Genomic DNA, 17,765 nt, shown 5'->3' with positions numbered 1-17,765 from the left:
GTTAGAGTGGCTTACTTGAACGTTGACCAGATAGGGGCGTGGTCAGATGGCTTTTCAATGCCACGTAGTTCATAGTCGATACCTGATTCGATACATTTCTGCGCCAGCGAAGGCGTCGCTAAGATCACATCAATCCGTAGGCCACGGTTATCATCAAAACCGCGAGAACGATAGTCAAACCACGAAAAGCGATCATTAACTTCTGGGTAAAGTTTCCGGAAGGTATCTTCAAAGCCCCAGTCTAATAAAATTTTCAACCATTCTCGCTCTTCTGGTTGGAACGAACATTTGCCCGTTTTTAGCCAGCGTTTACGGTTTGGTTCGCCAATACCAATGTCGTCATCAATCGGGCTAATGTTAATGTCACCCATGACGATCAATTGTTCATCGTTACTATGATGATCATTCAAGTAGGTCATCAGATCTTTATAGAACTGGCGCTTATAAGGGAACTTGGTTTCGTGACTGATGTTATCCCCTTGAGGGAAGTAGCCATTGAGTACTGTGACCTTTTCACCATTTTCATCTTCAAAAGTCGCCATGATCATACGCTTTTGATGTTCTTCGTTATCGGTTGGAAAACCTTTCTGAACACTGATAGGTGTTTGCTTACAGAGCATCGCGACACCGTAGTGAGCCTTTTGACCATGAAAATACACTTTGTAACCCATGGCTTCGACATCTGCTAATGGAAACACTTCATCGTGGACTTTGATTTCTTGAAGCCCGATAACATCTGGCTGGTGTTTATCTATGAGCGCCTGGAGTTGGTGCAGTCTCGCACGGAGTCCATTGATGTTAAAGCTGATTACTTTCATTTTTTATCCTTCTCAAAGGGCTTATTTTTGAGTCATGGTAGCATTGCTAAAACGTGATGAAAATAATTCTCAAAATATTGCATAAACAGGATTGAAAACGAAGTCGGAAGAAAAATTACTGTTTTTCTTTTAGTTTGTTCTCTAAATCTGTTTGTACGATTTTCAACGCTCTTAGCGCGAGTTCAGGATCAATGCCGTTTGATTCGAATAGGTAAATAAGATCGACGGCCAGTTTTACATCGTCAGGAGCATCGTCAAGAGAAGAGGTTGGTTGGTCAGACATTACTGATGTTTTTCCCTGTGAGTGATTTGGTTTTCGAGCTTAACTAAGGCGGCTTCGCAGCGTTCCAGCCGTTGTTCTGTCGCGAGTAAGGCCTTCTGCGCTTCTGCGCGCATAAAACTCGGAGTGGTTGCTACGGCTCTTTCTTTTTCAAGTACCATTTCTCGCAGACGACGTGCCCACTCTTGATGCTGAGCAAGCTCTTGATAGAGCACATTGATTGGCTTTCGAAAATGACTGCTGTGTTTAATTTCGTTTTTACGGATTTTGGTGGTTGAGATTTCCCGCTGGATGGCAGAAATCTGTGCGACCAAACGTTCGGTAAGGTATTCAGCGCGCAGGGCGGTCAACTTCCCTTCGTTTTGCTCTCGAACAATAGCACTCAGCGTCGACTTGGCTTCTTTGACACATGGTGTGAGTAATCGAGAACGACAGCTAAACAGACGTTCGTCAAAAAGCGAGACATGATGCTCGCCTCTTTGACGATCAAGCATGGCAGCTTGTTTTGCCATCTGCTCTAAATGTGCTGAAAGTTGATCGATGTTCATGTTAAACCTACGAACCAGGCGTCATAAGCCAATTTGATAGCAAGTATACTTACGACAGTAACGAATACCGGGCGAATGAATTTAGCGCCAAAGTGAATCGCGGAATGAGCGCCGACAAAAGCACCTGCCATTAAGCATAGTCCCATCGTTAAGCCTAGCACCCAATTGATATGTCCCAATACCGCAAAAGTAATGAGAGAAGTAAAGTTACTGGTAAAGTTCATCGCTTTTGCAAGGCCAGAAGCGAGTAAAATGTTCAGTCGATAGAGTGCCATGGAGCTTACCGTCCAGAATGCACCTGTGCCTGGACCTGCTAGCCCATCGTAGAAGCCAAGTGAAAAGCCTTGCGCGTATTGCTTTTTATGCAGCCGTGGACAAGGCTCTGGTATCGGACTTTGAAGCGTTGCTTTCGGCGTTTTATGAAAAACGGTATAAAGCGCTGCTGCCAAAATGATAAGAGGCAATACTTTTTCTAACCACTCAGTACTGATGGCGTCGACAAATAGCGTACCAAGTGTGGCACCTATTAGAGTCGCAATGAAGGCTCTTCCCCAGCTTCTTGGGCGGAATAAACGCTTTTTGTAGTAGGTGAAAGCTGCGGTCGAAGAAGCAAAGGTCGCGGCGAGTTTGTTTGTCCCCAAAGCGATATGGGGAGGCAGCCCTAAAGATAATAAAGTTGGGACCGTTAGCATACCACCGCCACCAGCAACGGCATCGATGAATCCAGCAACAAAAGCGACAAGCGCCAACACCAGCAACATGCCTGGCTCAATCATTTCCATAAATGGTTTTTCTTCTAATATTCTATTTTACGTTTAAATGGCGGCAGCGAATCGATTAGGGCTTGCCCATATCGTTTTGTTACAAGGCGTCTATCTAGAATAGTTACCCTACCAGAATCCCTTTCTTTTCGCAGTAACCGACCAACGCCTTGGATCAGCTTTTTACTGGCGTCTGGCACGGTGATCTGCATAAATGGATTTCCGCCTTTCTTTTCGATGTATTCGGAGTGAGCCTGTTCTACAGGAGAAGTCGGGACACCAAATGGTATTTTGGTAATGATTAAGTTCTCAAGCAGCTCTCCGGGTAAATCAAGTCCTTCCGAAAAACTTCCCGTACCAAATATAACGCTGGTTTTATTTGTTTCTATTAGCTTTTTATGTTTTTTTAGAATTTCTTGCCGAGAGCTTTCACCTTGTACTTGCAACGCCCAACCTCGTTTAACAAAGTCTGTAGACAATGCTTCAGCGACTTGGTTCATTTGCCAATAAGAAGAGAATAATACTAGGTTTGCTTTATTGTCTTCTAAATATTTAGGCAAAATCTCGATGAGATATTCAGTAAATTGCGGCGCAGGCGGTTCATACTTCATCGCAGGGATCAGTAACTCAGCCTGGTTCTGATAATCAAATGGAGAAGCCAGGGCTAAAAACTGAGTCCCAGATTCTGGTTTACCATCAATGCCGGCTTGATGACAAAAGTAGTGAAACGAGTTTAGTGCTCTAATCGTTGCCGATACCAATACTGCACCAATACAGCGGCTCCATATTTGTTGATCAAGCTGCCAGCCGATTTCCAGCGGGGAGACGCTGACGATGAAGTCTCCTTCGCGATCTGGGTGTTTTTGTAACCATCTCGCCAGAGGCGCGCCCTTTTCACGTGTAGGTTCAGCCATCAGGTGCCAGACTTGGGCGAGGTTTTCCAAGCGCTGGATATAAAACCCCAGTTCCGCAAGAGCAGGTTCGGCTAATCTGGTCGAAAGTTCCCCATCTTTTACGCGCTCAGCAATAAGATCGGCGATTTTAGCTACACTTTGATTGGCTTTTTTACTCGCTTGCTTTAGGTCTTTTGATTGATTCTCCAACCAGGTCGGTAACTCTCCGTGTTCAAAGCGATAAATGTCCTGGTCAAAGTGGGCAGGGGCAAACTGTTTTGCCAGCTGGCTAAGCTCAGGTATCAAAGTTTGTACCGACTCCTGAAGATCGTTACGGAAGCGGGCAACACGTTTTTCATCGGCTAATGATGAAAATTTACTGATGGATTGATTGAGCTTTTCTAACCACGCTGCAGCACCTTTCAAACTCGCTGATGCAGATGCATGATCTCGGGCTACATGTGGTAAGTGATGCGCTTCGTCGAACACATAAATCGTGTTTTCTGGCTCAGGTAAAATCACGCCACCACCTAAGTCGGCATCAGCCATAACTAATGAATGATTTGCAATGATGACGTCGTTTTTATCCAACTCTGAGCGGGCCTTTTGAAAAGGACACCCACGATGTCCTGGCAAGCTGTTGTTGCAACTGTGCTTGTCACTGATAATAAGTTGCCACAGCTGGTCATCGATAGGTTTTGGCCAAGAGTCGCGGTCGCCATCCCATTTTCCTTGAGCAAGTGAGCGATACATCGTCTCCAACAGATCAATGTCTTTCTTCTTAGGTTTGCTTTCAAACATTGCCAACTGGCCGCCATCGACCCCGCTTGCTGTAGCAAGTTTTTCTGCGCAGCAGTAGCGTTGTCTACCTTTAGCCAGAATAAAAGAAAACTCTTTATCCGTTAAACGGCGATATAAAGGTAAATCCTTGTTAATAAGCTGCTCTTGTAGGGCAACAGTGGCAGTAGATATCACCACTTTGCGATTGTTGTGAACGGCGACTGGAATGGCTGCCATTAGGTAGGAGAGTGACTTACCTATACCAGTTCCTGCTTCTGCGACCAGCATGCGGTTAGATTTATGATATTGGCCATAAAGTGTTTTTGCTATTTCAGCAACGAGATAGTTTTGAGCTCTTCTGGGAACAAAGTTATCAAGCTGAGCTTGCAGGTTTTGATAGCTAGTGCGAATCGATTTTTGAATGTTACTGGTCAGCATACGGGCCTCAAATGCGTTGGAGGCGAATAGTAGCACACATCACTAGCTGTAAAGTAGTTCACAAAATGGAATGCTTTTGTGTCGAATATGGATCTCCTTCACAAAAAAAGATTGAACCTTATTTAAATGAAATTAAGTTCACTCCTCCTCTTATATGAAAACCTAAAATAACAATAAAAATAGATTTATATGCTGAATCTTGGTTTAAAAAATAAGCAATGCATTGTGTTTGTATTTGTTGTTGAACGCTGGGAAAACACTAAAAAATCAAGTTTATTGTTTAGATGTTAATCGAAAAAAATATATATAAAATATCAAGTTATTGAAATGTATGGTCTTTTTTGTTTTTTTACAATTGAGTTTATAAAATTTGACAGGCAGAACAATCTTTTGCACTCTAGGCTCAGATTTTGGGAAAGCATTGCGTAACAACCAGTTAACGCTAGCGCTCAAAAAAATAAAAAAGGGAATTCGGAAAGGATATCCCAAACTAAGAAAAGGCAGTGGATTAATTATGAAAAAGACTCTTTTAGCATTAGCAGTTGCAACTGTATCTACTTCTGCACTTGCTGCAGGCAACATCTACGACGATGGCACTACAGCGTTCAACGTAAAAGGTGAAATCGATACTTACCTAAGTGCCGCTGAAACAACAACAACTGTAGCTGGTGTATCTACGGATAATGACGCTGATGTTGACGTAGACCTATGGGCTAAAATCCAGATCGATGCAACACACAAGCTAAACGACAGTGTAACTGCATTCGGTTCTTTCGAAATCGAAAACGGTAACGGTTTTAACGGCTGGGAAGGCAAGTTGGATGACGATCAGTCAATGAAAACTGATGACCTTTACTTCGGCTTCAGCGTAGGTGAAAACTTTGGTATCGCTGCAGGTGAAATCGGTGACTTCGGTGATTCTCTAGACGCAATCACAATCGATAACACTAACGAAGGCTTCGGTTACATGGATGACTTCGTTAGCTCTCTTGAGTCTGCTGGTCACGCAGTTTCAATGAAGTACACAACTGGTGGTCTTAAGCTAATTGCTGACTCTTACCTATCTTCAGATGAAGATGAAGATGCAGCTTACGGTGTGTCTGCTCAGTACGCAATCAACGAAATGTTCACTGTAGGTGCAACTTACCAAGATCAAGGTAACCGTGGCCTAGGTGATGACCACCAAATCATGGGTGTAGCAGCACGTTTGAACGTAGCTAACTTCGGTGCAGCAGTGAACTACGTGTCTGAAGACATCGATGGCGCTACAGATCTAGAAACAGTTTCTGCTGCTCTAGACTACCAAATCGAAAAAGCACGTCTTTACACTTCATTCGGTTTCACTGACGGTGATAACGACGAAGAAATCAATTACTACACTGTAGGTGCAGACTACGCAGTTTCTAGCAACATCGCAGCATTCATCGAGTACTCTGATGCTGAAATCAAAGCAGACAGCGACAACAAGGTTGAAGCTGACGGTGTTGTAGCAGGTATGTACTACACATTCTAATAACTTGATATCAAGTTGAATGTAATCCAAAGGTCGCATTTATGCGGCCTTTTTGATTATATAGGGATCGATATATAGGGAAGTAGTAAGCGTTATACCCAACTGAGCTTAAATGGCATGGTGATATCAAGGCTTTGAGATTATTTGGGTATAAAACTTAATGATAAAAAAGGGTTAAATCATGAAACGTACAATTTGGACTTCGATTTTAATGGCGCTTTCTGCGCTGAGTGTCCCTAATGCGTATGCGAATACCAGTTCATTGACGGAACTAGATGCGGCTCAAGGGGTTGAAGTGCTATTTATCAATAGCCAAGATGCAAAACAGATGGATGAACCATTTATGCTTGCGATGGGGTCGAATCAAATCGTATTGCGTATGAATACGATGTTAGGTCGAGGTGAAAAGCGTGGTAACTTCACTTCAGCGCCTTATATTCTTACTTTGGATGTCAATGGTGGCGAATTGGAAATCGACGGCCCGCAACTTAACGAGATACCTCAAGCCAAAAAAGTGTTTGAAGGCGATAAGATTGATTGGAATGTTAGCCTTAATGACAGCGATATAGACTACGACCAAGTCAAAATGGTGGGAAAAAAAGGCACGTTTCCTTATTCAAACCTTGACGAGCAACTTGCTATTTATAACGCAGCCAACGGCATTACTTTTGCGGGCAGTGCAATCGCACCCGTTGTCGATGCGAGTTTAGTAAACGGTACGCAGCCGGCAGCGAAGTCTGTAGGCCCAGATAGCCTAGAAATGCAAAAAGCGAAAATGTCGTATTTGAAATTGTCGCCGAACGAGCGTAAAGCCTTCCGTAAGTGGTTGGTTGACCAACAGTAATCGTACGCACTCAACGTCGATGACTGCTTTTAGAGAGCCAGTAGCTGATGCTACTGGCTTTTTTCATTAGAGTGGCTAGAGCTCTATTTCTTTCCACTCCCCCGGCTGTAGATCGCCTAACTCGATATTCCCCATAGAAAAACGCACCAAACGCAGAGTAGGGAAGCCGATATGAGCGGTCATGCGTCTCACTTGGCGGTTTCTTCCCTCGATGATGGTTATCGCTAACCAGGTAGTAGGAATATTGGCACGAAAGCGCACGGGTGGCGTTCTTTCCCAGATCTCGGGCGCATCCATCACCTCAACTTTCGCTGGTAGCGTCATCCCGTCCTTCAGTTCTACCCCTTTACGCAGTTTATCAAGATCGGCGTCTTCCGGTGCACCATCGACTTGTACCCAGTAGGTTTTAGGGGATTTAGATTTAGGCTGTGTTAGTTTTGCCTGCAAAATACCGTCGTTTGTGAGCACCATCAGGCCTTCACTATCACGATCTAATCGACCTGCGGCGTAGACATCTTTTACCGGAATGTAGTCAGCGAGTGTTTTACGTCCGTCACCATCAGTAAATTGGCTAAGCGTGTCATAAGGTTTATTAAAGACAACCACTTTGCGGTCCTGTGGGTTGATGCGCGGTTTTTGACTTTGTGCTGCTCGGGTAGAGCGGCGCTTATTACTCGTTGTGGTACGGGGACGGTCAGACTTTTCAGAACGTTTAAAATGCCCCTCTTTAGATTGATGACTACGACGACCTTTTTCATAACCTGTGCGAGATGACATGTTAACTACCCTACAAAAATGTAAATGAACTGTGTTTGAAAGTTTCAAGTTTTCTCATGATCGGATATCATTTGCGCGCCTAAATTTAATAAACGCGCACAGAATGATAGACTATTTCGTGTGAATTGTTTAATTATATCAGTGCACTCATGGATTCAGAGCCCAGCGCTTCAAACTATAACAAAGGGTGCACACCGCATGTTGCGTTATCGAGTTGAATCGTACTTCTCATAAGCGCAGTGCGTCAAAGAAACCAACTCAGAAATTGAGTTGATCAACCAACAAGTTGATTAAAATATAGGGAAATTTCATGCCTACAGAAAAGCCTACAATTATCTACACCATCACTGATGAAGCACCGGCGCTAGCAACTTATTCACTACTACCAATTATCCAATCGTTTACTGCATCGTCTGGCATCAATGTAGATACTCGTGATATTTCACTAGCAGGTCGAATTATCGCTAACTTCCCAGAGCATTTGAAAGAAGAACAACGTATTGGCGATGCGTTGACAGAGCTTGGTAATCTAGCTCAAACTCCAGAAGCGAACATCATTAAGCTGCCAAACATTTCTGCATCTATCCCACAGCTACGTGCGGCGATTAAAGAGCTTCAAAGCAAAGGATACGATCTTCCAAATTACCCAGATGAGCCAGCGACTTACGAAGAAGAAGCGATTAAAGCGGCTTACGACAAAATTAAGGGTAGTGCAGTAAACCCAGTTCTACGTGAAGGTAACTCAGACCGTCGTGCTCCGCTTTCTGTTAAGAACTATGCGAAGAAAAACCCTCATTCAATGGGTGCATGGTCTGCGGATTCAAAATCACATGTCGCTAGCATGTCTGGCAATGACTTCTTTGGCAGTGAAAAATCTACCACCGTTTCAGGTGCGACAGACGTAAAAATCGAGTTTGTTGGTGCTGACGGTTCGGTTAAAGAACTTAAAGCAGCATTCCCGCTATTAGACAAAGAAGTAATCGATTCTTCAGTAATGAAGAAGAAAGCACTGGTTGAGTTTTTCGAAAAAGAAATTGCTGAAGCAAAAGCACAAGACGTATTGCTATCTCTACACATGAAAGCGACCATGATGAAGGTTTCTGACCCAGTCATCTTCGGTCACGCTGTAAAAGTGTACTACAAAGACGTATTCGCTAAATACGGTAAGCTATTCGAAGAGCTTGGCGTTGATGTAAATAATGGTCTTGGTGACGTTTACGCAAAAATCGAATCACTACCAGCAGCACAAAAAGAAGAGATTGAAGCGGCAATTCAAGCGGTTTACCAAACTCAGCCTGAGCTAGCGATGGTTGATTCTGACCGTGGTATCACCAACCTTCACGTACCAAGCGACATTATCGTTGACGCGTCTATGCCAGCAATGCTTCGCTCTTCTGGTCAAATGTGGGGCCCTGACGGCAAGCAAAAAGATACTAAAGCACTGATTCCAGATCGTTGCTACGCAGGTATTTACCAAGCAGTAATTGATTTCTGTAAAGAGCACGGTGCATTTGATCCAACAACAATGGGCAGCGTTCCAAACGTTGGTCTAATGGCTCAAAAAGCAGAAGAGTACGGTTCTCACGATAAAACGTTTATCCTAGATGCAGCTGGTACAGTACGTGTTGTTGATACAGCAGGTCAGGTTCTACTTGAGCAAGCGGTAGAAGAAGGCGACATCTTCCGTATGTGTCAGGTGAAAGATGCTCCAATCCAAGACTGGGTTAAGCTAGCGGTGACTCGTGCTCGTGCAACGGGCGTTCCTGCAGTGTTCTGGTTAGATGAAAACCGTGCACACGATGCAGAGTTGATCAAGAAGGTTAACGCATACCTACCTGATCACGATACTGACGGTTTAGACATTAAGATTTTGTCACCAGTAGACGCATGCCTGTACTCACTAGATCGTATCAAAGCTGGTCTGGACACGATTTCTGTTACAGGTAACGTACTACGTGACTACTTAACGGACTTGTTCCCAATTCTTGAGCTTGGTACGTCAGCTAAGATGCTATCAATCGTCCCACTAATGAATGGTGGTGGTCTGTTTGAAACTGGTGCTGGTGGTTCAGCTCCGAAACACGTTCAACAAGTTGAAAAAGAAAACCATCTTCGTTGGGATTCTCTAGGTGAGTTCTTAGCGCTAGCGGCATCTTTAGAGCACCTAAGCGTAGCTACTGGTAACGCGAAAGCACAAGTTCTGGCTGATACGCTGGATAAAGCGACAGGTGAGCTCCTAGACAACAACAAGTCTCCATCACGTAAAGTGGGTGAGCTAGATAACCGCGGTAGTCACTACTACTTAGCCTCATACTGGGCAAAAGCGTTGGCTGAGCAAACAGCGGATGCTGATCTAGCTGCGGAATTTGCACCGATTGCAAAAGCACTATCAGAGCAAGAAGAAGCGATTGTTGCCGAGTTGAATAACGCACAAGGCGTGAAAGGTGAGCTAGGTGGTTACTACCTACTTGATGACTCGTTAACGTCTAAACTAATGCGTCCAAGTGCAATCCTGAACTCAATTATCGATAAGTAATGTGAATCTAATACACCGTGCGCGGTGTGTTGTTCAGATAATAATAAACCCGCTTACTTGGCGGGTTTATTTTCTCTGCGTAACGATAAACAGTGTTTTAATCTATGTTACGAGAGCAATGGTTTGTTTTTACAGCGCTCTAATTATTTCGCTTGGTCTTCAATTGGCACTACGCTGCTCGCGTGACAACCTTTTGGACCTTTTTCGATCTCGTATGAGACTTGTTGGCCTGCTTTCAGTGTACGATAACCGTCCATCTGGATAGTTGAGTAGTGGGCAAAGATATCTCCTTCTTCTTCGTCAGAACAGATAAACCCAAATCCTTTGGCATTGTTAAACCACTTTACTGTACCTGTAGCCATGCTTTTACATCCCTCATGCATTTTTTACTGATGTTGTTACTTTAATCAAGTTATACCTTTAACTTGAAACTACTATTAACTTTTAACGACTGCTAACAGAAGACTTTCTGTTCGTCCATCGCGTCAATGTGAACCATCAGCTCTGAGAGTCTTCGAAATAAAAAAGCTCCGCACAGATGATGATTTATGCATCAACACTCTCCACTTTAGTCAATCAGTGCACACAGTCAATAGCGTTTCGCAACAAACAGAAACATTATTGAAAACAAATCACTTCTGAGATTAACAATTTTGCAAACACCTTCCCGGCTGTACGTTGATGTTCAGATGTTTTAGCTACTAAATGACAAGTTGAAAAATAGCCATACTATTTGTGTATGTTATGTTAGTGAAATCCTCTGGTTGAATAAAAAATGAAGATTTCGTGATAAATATCGCCTCAAAAATTGGGAAATGTGATCTAATGCGGACTGTGCATTGGTATCGCAATCGCAACGTATAAGTAAGAAATCGCAGGGTGAGAATGGCAATATTTTAAGTAAAAGATCACAGCGTATCGATAAGCATCTTTTATTTGCACCCCCGCAAGAGGTGCATTAGTCTCTATATAGGTAGTAACTTTTATCTATTAAAGTTCTATTTCGGTGTCACTTCTCACTACACCGCGCAGCATGCTTGTGGTAGATTGTTTTTATAGGTCGAAAACATCAACCCTTTGATACGATATCTTTAATTGCCATGAGTAAAAATTTTGAGTGGGTCACTCCAGACTCTGATCTTCTGGAGAGAGAAAGTACAAAAATTCAGCCACCTAAGCTGTATAACGTTGTACTCAACAATGATGACTATACACCTATGGATTTCGTCATAGAGGTACTTGAGCGATTCTTTTCTCATGATATAGATAGAGCGACTCAAATAATGCTCAAGGTCCACTATGAAGGAAAGGCAGTTTGTGGGACGTACAGCGCAGAAATTGCCGAGACAAAAGTAGCGCAAGTTACGATGTACGCAAGGGAAAATGAACATCCGTTGCTTTGCACTATGGAGCAAGCGTAAAAAGAAGACTTGCTCGAACAACCCCAGTTGTTTTTTCGGGAGGTACTTATGCTAAACAAAGAACTAGAGTCAAGCCTTAACAGTGCATTTGCTCGTGCGCGCGACAAACGTCACGAGTTTATGACTGTCGAACACCTCCTACTCGCATTGTTGGAAAATGATGCAGCTAAGGAAGCCCTTCTAGCCTGCAAAGCTGATTTAGATGCTTTGCGCAACGAACTCGATATATTCATCGATCAAACTACGCCTCTTATTCCGGAAAGCGATGAGACGCGTGAAACCCAGCCGACTTTGAGCTTCCAACGCGTACTTCAACGTGCAGTGTTTCATGTTCAGTCGTCGGGTCGAAATGAAGTGACAGGGGCGAATGTACTTGTTGCGATTTTCAGTGAGCAGGAATCTCATGCTGCTTACCTGCTTAAGAAAAATGATATCTCTCGCTTAGACATCGTCAATTTTATCTCCCATGGCATTACCAAGGCATCTGGCGCAAGTGAAGACCCAACATCACCAGATTCTTTTAGTTCAGAAAGTCCGGATGATTCGAACTCAGAAGAGCGCCTAGAGAGTTTTGCTACCAACTTGAACCAAGTGGCAAAAGCAGGAAATATTGATCCGCTCATCGGTCGAGACAAAGAGCTGGAGCGTACTATCCAAGTACTTTGCCGTCGCCGTAAAAACAACCCATTGCTTGTGGGTGAAGCTGGAGTAGGTAAAACAGCGATTGCAGAAGGTCTAGCCTGGCGAATTGTTGAAGGGCAGGTGCCTGAAGTTATTGAAAACAGTGTGATTTACTCTTTGGATATTGGTTCTTTGCTTGCGGGTACTAAGTATCGTGGTGACTTTGAAAAACGCTTCAAAACTATTTTGAAACAGCTTGAAAAAGAAGAAGACGCGATTCTATTCATCGATGAAATTCATACTATCATCGGTGCGGGTGCAGCGTCTGGTGGTCAAGTCGATGCGGCAAACTTAATTAAACCTCTGTTGAGCAGTGGTAAGCTTCGTTGTATCGGCTCCACAACGTACCAAGAGTACAGCAATATTTTCGAGAAAGAACGTGCACTCTCTCGTCGCTTCCAAAAAATCGATATTGTTGAACCATCATTGGATGATACGACCAAGATTCTTATGGGTCTTAAGCCTAAGTACGAAGCGCACCACGAAGTTCGCTACACAAACAAAGCTCTGCGTGCCGCTGTGGAATTATCGGCTAAGTACATTAATGAGCGTCATTTACCTGATAAAGCGATCGACGTTATTGACGAAGCTGGTGCATGTAGCCGCTTAGCACCAGCAAGCCGACGTAAGAAAACAGTCGGTGTGGCAGACATTGAAGCGATGGTTGCGAAAATGGCTCGAATTCCAGAGAAATCGGTATCCTCTTCGGATAAAGATATTCTGAAGAACCTGGATAGAAAGATGAAAATGCTGGTGTTTGGACAAGACAATGCCATTGATGCGTTGTCAGAGGCCATTAAGCTGACACGCGCAGGGTTGGGTGTAGACAATAAACCTGTAGGTTCATTCTTGTTTGCTGGGCCGACAGGTGTTGGTAAAACGGAAGTAACCGTTCAGCTATCTAAATTGCTAGGTATCGAGCTACTGCGTTTTGATATGTCTGAATATGGTGAGCGTCATTCGGTGAGCCGTTTAATCGGTGCTCCACCGGGATATGTTGGTTACGACCAAGGTGGCTTGCTCACTGACGCTGTAATAAAACATCCACACTCAGTGGTGCTGTTGGATGAGATCGAAAAGGCGCATCCAGATATCTTTAACTTGTTACTGCAAGTGATGGATAACGGGACGCTCACCGACAACAATGGTCGCAAAGCGGACTTCCGCAATGTGATTCTTGTAATGACTACCAACGCGGGTGTTGCGGAAACCGAGAGAAAATCGATCGGCTTGATTCAGCAAGACAACAGCCATGATGCGATGGCGGAAATTAAGAAAGTATTTACCCCTGAGTTCCGTAATCGCCTCGATAACATCATCTGGTTTAACAGCTTGGATGAGAGTGTTATCCATCAAGTTGTCGATAAGTTCATTGTTGAGCTTCAAGTGCAGCTGGATGCTCGTGGTGTATCGATGGAAGTATCTCAGGACGCACGCCACTGGCTGGCAAACAAGGGTTACGACAAAGCGATGGGGGCTCGTCCAATGGGGCGTGTTATCCAAGAGCAGCTTAAGAAGCCTTTAGCGAACGAGCTTCTGTTCGGCTCTTTGGTTAACGGTGGCACCGTGAAGGTTTCCCTCGTAAACGATGCTCTAGTGTTTGAGTATTTGAGCGAGAAAGAAGCCGCAGTGCACTAATAATCTCTCGGCTTATGAAACAAAAAAGGATGCGTTCGCATCCTTTTTAATAAAATTTCAAGCAACATGAATCATACGCGATAGTTTTGTTCATCATCTATCGCCAACAAATAAAAAACGGAGCATAACGCTCCGTTTTTTATTTGCATCCGAAAATCAGAGATTAACGAGCACGGAAGACGATGCGGCCTTTAGTTAGGTCGTATGGAGTCATCTCTACAGTTACTTTGTCACCCGTAAGGATACGGATGTAGTTCTTACGCATTTTACCAGAGATATGCGCAGTCACAACGTGACCGTTTTCAAGTTCAACACGGAACATAGTGTTTGGTAGAGTGTCAAGGACAGTGCCTTGCATCTCAATTACGTCTTCTTTAGCCATTTAATCCTCTTTAGAAATTAGGCAAATTTTAGCGGGCTTTATTTTGCCGCTAAATAGTAATTATGTAAAGTTGGAGCGTATTCTACCCTCGCCAACGCTGATTTACTAGCCTTTGGTGGCGTTGAAAGCGTGTTTTATAGTTCATTGCTGGACATTCATCTATCTGATAACCCAAGTATAGCCATTGCTGGTTGTTTTTTTGGCAGTACTTTATTTGATACAACACCGCCAATGTACCAAGCGATAGTGGGTAATCAGGGTCGAAAAAGGTATAAAATGCACTTGAACACTGAGGCATCACATCCGTTACTCCGATGGCAACTAATTGTTCTGATTCATCGTAGACGTGCAAAAATAACGTGGTAAGCCAGTTAGTTTGTGCAAAGCGCGCAAACTCATCACGTTTGGGCGGGTACATCGTACCACTCTTATGACGTTTACAAATGTAGCGACTATAGAGCTCAAACCACTCGGGGTCCATCTGGGGCTTCATTTCCCAGCGCAAACCTTGTCCTTTCTTAAGTAATCGTTTTTGGCTTTTTGATGGGGTGAAATCTTTTATCGCCACACGTATCGGCTGGCAAGCATTGCAGTGCTCACAATGTGGTTTATATATAGTGTCACCACTGCGACGAAAGCCGTTTGCCATCAGTAGTTGATAGTTTTTTTCTGTATGTAAGCTGTCATCAAGCGCGACTGCAACACGCTCTTGTCGTTCCGGTAGATAGCTACAAGGGTGGTTGTTGGTCAACCCTATGCGAATGTGTTGTAGATCCGTGCTCATGATGCTGAATTCCGCAGAACTTGTGGCTCAAAAGTGCCTGAAGCCATTTGTTTTTCTCTTAAAGATAGTAGCTTTTGCATGAACTCGTCCCGATCAAGTTCAAATGCGCCCAGTGATGCTAGGTGAGGGTTCATTACCTGGCAGTCGATCAACTGACCTTGATGTGATTTAAGGTGATGACACAAATACCACAAAGCTACTTTCGATGCGTTATCCTTTAAACTAAACATAGATTCACCGCAAAATACTTGGCCGACACTTAACCCGTACAAGCCGCCAATGAGATCATCGTCATGCCATACTTCTACCGAGTGGCAATGCCCAAGCTCTGCAAGTTCTATATAAGAAGTTTGCATGTCTTCGTTAAGCCATGTTTCGCTTTCAGGTCGAGTTGTGGAGCAGAGCTGAATCACTCTTTTGGTTGCGTGATTGAGGGTGACTTGATAATTGTGTTTTCGCTGAAACTTTCTGAGACTTTTCGATGGTTTAAAAGTCAAAGGATCAAAGACTGCGCGGGGAGAAGGGCTCCACCAAAGTATTGGTTCACCGGGCCCGTACCAAGGAAAAATGCCCTGATGATAGCCTTGAAGTATTCTCATCGGGTCCAAGTCGCCACCAAAAGCCAGGAGCCCATTAGGGTCGCTCAGCGCTTTATAGGGAGAAGGGAAGGTGAACGTCTTACCAAGTTCAGTTAAATAGATTGCCATAAAAAGTCATTACCAACATTTGAGCCAGAGGAGTTTATGATGACGCGAACACGAAACAGAGCGAAATTGTGGTTTTGGATCATACTGCTTTTACCATTTTTCGCCAATGCAGCTTACGAAAGAAACGTGGCAAAGCCCGTCAACGAAGTCGTCTATGGAAAAGTTGATTCTGTTCGTTATATCACGCAGCAAGAGGTTGTTAAATCAAAAAGTAATGGCTGGGAAACGTTACTAGGAGCAACGATTGGTGGTTTAGTCGGAAACCAGTTTGGTGGCGGAACAGGTAAAGAAGTGGCGACCGCTGTTGGTGCTCTTACCGGCGCAGCTGTCGCGCATAATCACAGTACTGAGCAATATACTGTCGAATCTCAGTTGGTTGAACTTTTGATAAAGGTTGATGACGATAAACTTATCAATGTTATTCAAGACGTAGATAAAAATATGTTGTTTGGCCGCGGTGACGAGGTACGTATCTTGTATTTTGATGATGGTGTGCGGGTAGATATGCTCTATTAGGCCCGTGTTTTCAGATAAATAGATACGCTGACTAATTATTCATAAATTAGCGTAGATTTGCTCTGGTTTTGTATTGGTTTTTTGGTTAGTCTGAATCCACGAAGAATTGTTCTGCTCTCAATAAACCGTGAACAGAGAGCACAAAGGATTATCAACTTTCAATGGAAAGCCTAACGTTACAACCAATCAATAAAATCCAAGGGGAAGTTAACCTTCCAGGATCAAAAAGTGTCTCTAACCGAGCTCTTTTGCTGGCCGCTTTAGCAAAAGGCACGACTCGCCTGACCAACCTCCTTGATAGTGACGACATCCGTCATATGCTCAACGCGCTTACGACGCTTGGTGTTCAATATCAGTTGTCTGATGACAAAACCGAGTGTGTTGTTGAAGGGCTTGGCCAACCATTCTCTGTGTCAGAGCCTGTAGAGCTGTTTTTAGGTAATGCTGGTACGGCAATGCGCCCACTAGCGGCTGCACTTTGTCTGGGCAAAGGTGAGTATGTTTTGACTGGTGAGCCTCGTATGAAAGAGCGCCCAATTGGTCACCTTGTTACTGCATTACAAGACGCTGGTGCGGATATCGAATACCTCGAAAATGAAAACTACCCGCCATTGAAAATTGTGGGCACAGGTTTGAACTCGGGTACCGTATCCATTGATGGTTCCATTTCGAGTCAGTTTTTAACTGCTTTCCTTATGTCAGCGCCACTAGCTGAAGGCGAAGTGCGTATCAATATCGAAGGCGATTTGGTGTCCAAGCCGTACATTGATATCACGCTGCATATTATGAAGCAGTTTGGTGTGAATGTGATTAATAACGATTACCAAGAGTTTGTTATTCCTGCCGGACAACATTACATTGCACCTGGTGATTTCCTGGTGGAAGGGGACGCCTCTTCAGCGTCTTACTTTCTGGCTGCTGCTGCAATTAAAGGTGGCGAAGTTAAAGTAACCGGTATTGGTAAAAACAGTATTCAGGGCGACATTCAATTTGCAGATGCACTAGAGAAAATGGGTGCAGAAATTGAGTGGGGTGATGATTATGTGATTGCCCGTGCAGGTCAGTTGAAGGGGATAGATATGGATTACAACCATATCCCTGACGCGGCGATGACGATTGCAACCACGGCTCTATTTGCAGAAGGCACGACGGCCATTCGCAATGTATATAACTGGCGCGTAAAAGAAACTGATCGTTTGGCTGCAATGGCGACTGAGCTTCGTAAAGTGGGCGCAGAAGTGGAAGAGGGGGAGGATTACATCATTGTTAAACCAGTTCCTCAGCTCACACATGCTGCGATTGACACCTATGATGACCACCGTATGGCAATGTGTTTTTCACTGGTTGCGTTGAGTGATACACCTGTGACCATCAACGATCCGAAGTGTACATCGAAGACGTTCCCTGACTATTTCGACAAGCTTAAATCGCTTAGTTGCTAGGTAGCA

General features: G+C 44.0%; 17 protein-coding genes. 7 read left to right on the top strand and 10 right to left on the bottom strand.

All coding sequences use genetic code 11. The annotated features are described in order from the left end of the window. Positions 1–11: 11 nt before the first annotated feature. The 5 genes from xthA to dinG form a co-directional block, all read right to left on the bottom strand. Complete coding sequence (gene xthA, locus L3V31_RS09005) at positions 12–818, bottom strand: exodeoxyribonuclease III (RefSeq protein WP_237315737.1); 807 nt, start codon at positions 816–818, stop codon at positions 12–14. A gap of 115 nt (positions 819–933) precedes the next feature. Then, positions 934–1,101: a pleiotropic regulatory protein RsmS gene (gene rsmS / locus L3V31_RS09000; RefSeq protein WP_237315736.1), complete on the bottom strand. Its 168-nt coding sequence runs from the start codon at positions 1,099–1,101 to the stop codon at positions 934–936. Then, on the bottom strand, positions 1,101–1,646 hold the full coding sequence (locus L3V31_RS08995) for a primosomal replication protein (protein ID WP_237315735.1): 546 nt from the start codon (positions 1,644–1,646) through the stop codon (positions 1,101–1,103). The genes rsmS and L3V31_RS08995 overlap by 1 nt, the downstream gene beginning before the upstream one ends. After that, on the bottom strand, positions 1,643–2,428 hold the full coding sequence (locus tag L3V31_RS08990; protein WP_237315734.1) for a TSUP family transporter: 786 nt from the start codon (positions 2,426–2,428) through the stop codon (positions 1,643–1,645). Before L3V31_RS08990 ends, L3V31_RS08995 begins: the two co-directional genes overlap by 4 nt. Before the next feature lie 14 nt (positions 2,429–2,442). Next, complete coding sequence (dinG, locus tag L3V31_RS08985; protein ID WP_237315733.1) at positions 2,443–4,518, bottom strand: ATP-dependent DNA helicase DinG; 2,076 nt, start codon at positions 4,516–4,518, stop codon at positions 2,443–2,445. A gap of 514 nt (positions 4,519–5,032) precedes the next feature. Between dinG and L3V31_RS08980 the strand changes: the two genes are divergently transcribed. Both L3V31_RS08980 and L3V31_RS08975 read left to right on the top strand, forming a co-directional pair. Then, positions 5,033–6,031: a porin gene (locus L3V31_RS08980; protein ID WP_237315732.1), complete on the top strand. Its 999-nt coding sequence runs from the start codon at positions 5,033–5,035 to the stop codon at positions 6,029–6,031. Positions 6,032–6,212: 181 nt separating this feature from the next. Then, on the top strand, positions 6,213–6,875 hold the full coding sequence (locus L3V31_RS08975; RefSeq protein ID WP_237315731.1) for a DUF2057 family protein: 663 nt from the start codon (positions 6,213–6,215) through the stop codon (positions 6,873–6,875). Between the two features lie 75 nt (positions 6,876–6,950). Here the strand turns inward: L3V31_RS08975 and L3V31_RS08970 are convergent, their stop codons facing one another. Then, positions 6,951–7,652 (bottom strand): pseudouridine synthase, encoded by a 702-nt coding sequence (locus L3V31_RS08970; protein WP_237315730.1) that lies wholly within the window; start codon positions 7,650–7,652, stop codon positions 6,951–6,953. 310 nt (positions 7,653–7,962) lie between these two features. Here L3V31_RS08970 and L3V31_RS08965 point away from each other — a divergent pair, with 310 nt between their 5' ends. Further along, on the top strand, positions 7,963–10,188 hold the full coding sequence (locus tag L3V31_RS08965) for an NADP-dependent isocitrate dehydrogenase (RefSeq protein WP_237315729.1): 2,226 nt from the start codon (positions 7,963–7,965) through the stop codon (positions 10,186–10,188). 143 nt (positions 10,189–10,331) lie between these two features. On the opposite strand, the gene cspD is transcribed toward L3V31_RS08965, so the two are convergent. Continuing rightward, the gene (gene cspD, locus L3V31_RS08960; protein ID WP_014231319.1) at positions 10,332–10,550 is read right to left on the bottom strand and encodes a cold shock domain-containing protein CspD; all 219 of its coding nucleotides are present in this window, start codon (positions 10,548–10,550) and stop codon (positions 10,332–10,334) included. Positions 10,551–11,288: 738 nt separating this feature from the next. Here cspD and clpS point away from each other — a divergent pair. Continuing rightward, the gene (gene clpS, locus L3V31_RS08955) at positions 11,289–11,609 is read left to right on the top strand and encodes an ATP-dependent Clp protease adapter ClpS (RefSeq protein WP_014231320.1); all 321 of its coding nucleotides are present in this window, start codon (positions 11,289–11,291) and stop codon (positions 11,607–11,609) included. 48 nt (positions 11,610–11,657) lie between these two features. Continuing rightward, complete coding sequence (gene clpA / locus L3V31_RS08950) at positions 11,658–13,928, top strand: ATP-dependent Clp protease ATP-binding subunit ClpA (RefSeq protein WP_237315728.1); 2,271 nt, start codon at positions 11,658–11,660, stop codon at positions 13,926–13,928. Between the two features lie 163 nt (positions 13,929–14,091). Here the strand turns inward: clpA and infA are convergent, their stop codons facing one another. The 3 genes from infA to aat form a co-directional block, all read right to left on the bottom strand. Beyond that, positions 14,092–14,310, bottom strand: coding sequence for a translation initiation factor IF-1 (gene infA / locus L3V31_RS08945; RefSeq protein WP_006075347.1), 219 nt, complete (start codon positions 14,308–14,310; stop codon positions 14,092–14,094). A gap of 82 nt (positions 14,311–14,392) precedes the next feature. Then, positions 14,393–15,094, bottom strand: coding sequence for an arginyltransferase (locus L3V31_RS08940; protein WP_237315727.1), 702 nt, complete (start codon positions 15,092–15,094; stop codon positions 14,393–14,395). Next, on the bottom strand, positions 15,091–15,801 hold the full coding sequence (gene aat / locus L3V31_RS08935; RefSeq protein ID WP_237315726.1) for a leucyl/phenylalanyl-tRNA--protein transferase: 711 nt from the start codon (positions 15,799–15,801) through the stop codon (positions 15,091–15,093). Before aat ends, L3V31_RS08940 begins: the two co-directional genes overlap by 4 nt. A gap of 39 nt (positions 15,802–15,840) precedes the next feature. Here aat and L3V31_RS08930 point away from each other — a divergent pair, with 39 nt between their 5' ends. Together L3V31_RS08930 and aroA are read left to right on the top strand one after the other, a co-directional pair. Then, entirely contained in the window at positions 15,841–16,317 is a 477-nt protein-coding gene (locus L3V31_RS08930; protein ID WP_237315725.1) for a glycine zipper 2TM domain-containing protein, read from the top strand. 161 nt (positions 16,318–16,478) lie between these two features. Continuing rightward, a complete protein-coding gene (gene aroA, locus L3V31_RS08925) occupies positions 16,479–17,759 on the top strand; it encodes a 3-phosphoshikimate 1-carboxyvinyltransferase (RefSeq protein WP_237315724.1) in 1,281 nt (426 codons plus the stop codon). The last annotated feature ends 6 nt before the right edge of the window (positions 17,760–17,765 follow it).

It is taken from the genome of Vibrio sp. J1-1, assembly GCF_021728395.1.
Classification (GTDB): Bacteria; Pseudomonadota; Gammaproteobacteria; order Enterobacterales; family Vibrionaceae; genus Vibrio.
Note: the sequence above shows the minus strand (reverse complement) of the source record. Positions and strands in the feature narration are given on the sequence as shown.